General features: G+C 67.9%; 1 protein-coding gene and 1 pseudogene. Both read right to left on the bottom strand.

Annotated elements, in window-relative coordinates; all coding sequences use genetic code 11:
* Positions 1-1685, bottom strand: a 1685-nt coding sequence (locus VGH54_RS21060; RefSeq protein ID WP_331514027.1) for an adenylate/guanylate cyclase domain-containing protein, incomplete at its 3' end; no start/stop codon positions are given.
* A 79-nt stretch (positions 1686-1764) separates the two neighbouring features.
* Positions 1765-1914 (bottom strand): annotated as a pseudogene (locus tag VGH54_RS21055) (cyclodehydratase); the annotation flags it as partial.
* Positions 1915-2257 lie beyond the last annotated feature (343 nt).

Raw genomic sequence — 2257 nt, 5'->3', positions numbered from 1 at the left:
CCGTCGTCGTCGCGGTCGCGATCAGTGTCGCGCTCGAACTCGGCGATCGCCTCATCGATCCCCCTGGTGTCGCCGCCGATGATGCGTCTTACTGGATCAACTGTTGAGAACATCTCCGAGCGGGCGCTGACTCCAGCTGTTTTTCTGCGATCGGTGACCGGGGCGACGCGGGCCAGCCCGCGCACAAGCCACGGTGCGCGCATTGCGATCACCTCGACAACGCGATCCGATCGGCGCATCGTCGTCCGACGGCCAGGAGTGGGCGTTGACGCCAGTTCCGCCTCGGCCGATCCCGCCCGCGGGCCGTGGCGGTTGACCGCCAGCAGTCGCCATGTGCCGGGCACGCCACGCAGCTCGACGCTGCCGCGGTCCTCGAAGCCGGTGCCCGAGCCGACCACCAGGTCACGCACGGTGCGCGATACGAGGATTACACCGGCGCCGGCCTGGCCGAGGATCCGCGCCGCTATGTGTACCGCGATTCCTCCGATGTCCGCATCCAGCAGTTCACACTCGCCGGTGTGGATGCCAGCACGGATCTGGATGCCCAGCGTCTCGGCGCCATCGCGCAGGGCCTCGGCGCAGCGGATGGCCTGCGTCGGGCCGTCGAACGTGGCGAGGTGGCCGTCGCCGGTGCTTTTGACCACCGCGCCACCAAATCGTTCCGTGAGGTCAGCAGTGATCTCACCGAAGCGGTGCAGCACCGCCCGCCATCGCTCGTCGCCGCTCGCTGCGGCGTGTTGCGTCGACGCGACGATATCGGTAAATAGCACGGTGCGCAGGGCACGATGTGACTGCGCCGGCGCCGCATGGCTGCCGGTGAGGAACTCCTCGACCCCGGCCAGGATCTTGTCGGGCTCGGTTAAAAAGGGTGCGTGGTCCACACCCTCGACCTCCAGGTACCGCGCGCCCGGGATGTGGTCGGCGAGATACCGGCCGCCCTGCACCGGAACCAAGTTGTCTTCGCGGGCATGGATGACCAGAGTTGGCACAGTGAGCGTGGGCAAGATCGGCCGCACGTCGGTCAGAAACGCCGCTTCGAACGACGCCCGCGCCATTCCCGGGCTCGCACACATGCGTTCCAACGTTCCGAGCTGGCGTATCGACCGGAACGACGGCGCGCTGATGCTGGCTGCCACACCGCTGCCCCACCCGGAGCGCACGGCACGGCCGCCTTCCTGGAAGCGGGCGAGCTGCTCGATCGACGGCGTGTAGTCCTCGCCCAGCTCGGCAAGGAATCGCGACCGCAGCTCAGCCGGGTCGCGATCCATGTCTTCCCACCCCGTGAAGCTCCAATATGCGGTGGTGCCGTGAAGGATCAGCGCGCGCACTCGCTCGGGCCGCGTTGCCGCGAACATCATGGCGACCGGTCCAGCGTCACTCAGAGCAGCCACGACGGCCTGGCCGAAGCCGACCGCATCCATGACAGCCTCAACCTCGGCCGCTCTCTCTTCCAGCGTGCGAACTTTTGGCACCGGGTCTGACAGCCCGACCCCGGCCTTGTCGAACAGGGCAACGCGGCAGAACGTGGCGAGTTGATCGATGAACGCTTTGAATTGGGGCAGGGTCCAGGCCAGCTCAACGTGGCTGACGAACGGCTCGACGATGATCATCTCGACCGGCCCGTCGCCGAGCACCTGATACGCCAGGCTGAGATCACCGCACACGGCGTATGACGTTTCCGGCATCGCATGAGCTTACTGCTGGTCCCACCACGCGCCGGGGGACGAGCGACAGTCCCCCGGGTGTTTCCACTTAGTGATTGCCCAGGCAGCTGGTCACACCGGGGACGACCAGTGGACCGACCAGGCCGGTGCCGTCGCGCACCCGCACCGCGAGATGCGCGACGCCGTGGGTGTGCAGGTCGCACAGCATGCGCGGGTCGGCGACCAGGTTGTCGGACAGCACCACCGAGTCGGGCGCGGACTCCACCCGACCTGCACGGCGCCGTCGGGCCGCAGCAGCACCGGAAGCGCCGGATCCAGCGCATAAAGCGACGGCGTGGGCTGCGCCATCCTGGCACTGTGCCACGGCCCTCAAGCGGCTTGGTTCAGCTGTCCACAGGACCGTCGTCGGGTCCACGCTCGGCGTCGCTCGCGCTGATCGAGTGCGAGCATCCATCGAGATTGTGGACCGGTACTAAGCCCTCGTCACGAGCGGCAGCTCCGGCAGCCACAGCACGCTCTGAGTCGCCGGGAACGCGGCCGCCGGCCGGAAGTCGGGAGCCAGCTCAAGATGCCCGGCCCGGTCGAGCCACTCC

It is taken from the genome of Mycobacterium sp. (assembly GCF_036488105.1).
In the GTDB taxonomy this organism is placed as follows: domain Bacteria; phylum Actinomycetota; class Actinomycetes; order Mycobacteriales; family Mycobacteriaceae; genus Mycobacterium.
The sequence above is the reverse complement of the archived record's forward strand: the minus strand, read 5'-3'. Positions and strand labels throughout refer to the sequence as shown.